The organism is Vibrio sp. YT-19(2023) (genome assembly GCF_033337395.1).
This window is the reverse complement of the sequence record NZ_JAWOQN010000851.1, coordinates 1-579: the sequence shown is the minus strand read 5'-3', so window position 1 is coordinate 579 and position 579 is coordinate 1. Positions and strand designations below refer to the sequence as shown.

1 pseudogene is annotated in these 579 nt (G+C 43.5%); it reads left to right on the top strand.

Going from position 1 to position 579, the window contains the following annotated elements:
* A pseudogene (locus R7E78_RS28815) lies at nt 1-579 on the top strand (site-specific integrase); the annotation flags it as partial.

Genomic DNA, 579 nt, shown 5'->3' with positions numbered 1-579 from the left:
AACTCTCTCCCTCTCAATCTCTTGAAATTGTAAAATCAGAAAGAGAAACCATCGAAAAATCCCGAGCCTATTCTAATGAACAAGTTCAAAGAATCATCTCTCATCAATCTGACAAACACGCCTTAACGACACAGATTTGTCATCAAGCCGGTTTACGTGCTCATGAGATGTTTACGCTTCGACCGGTAGACGAACAAAAGGCATCACCTAGAGAAGCTCACCCCCAAAAGTTCTCACACCTAGCTGAATCCAAAACCTACACAGTAAACGGGAAAGGTGGGTTAATACGAGAAGTAAAAATCCCCATTGAACTGGCTGAAAAATTAGAAGCCCGCAGGTTCCAAGAGCCTCAGAAAGTAACAGACCGAGGTGTAATTTATACCAGTCATTACGATGTGGCAGGCGGTCTTAATTTTTCATCTGCGTTTAGCAAAGCTAGTCAGCGTGGACTCGGATTTTCCCATGGAGCCCACGGCTTACGGCACAGCTATGCCCAAGATCGATTTGAAAAACTCTCTTGGAATATCAAAGAGCGAGATGATGTTCTGAAAATTGTGTCTCAGGAACTTGGTCATTTCC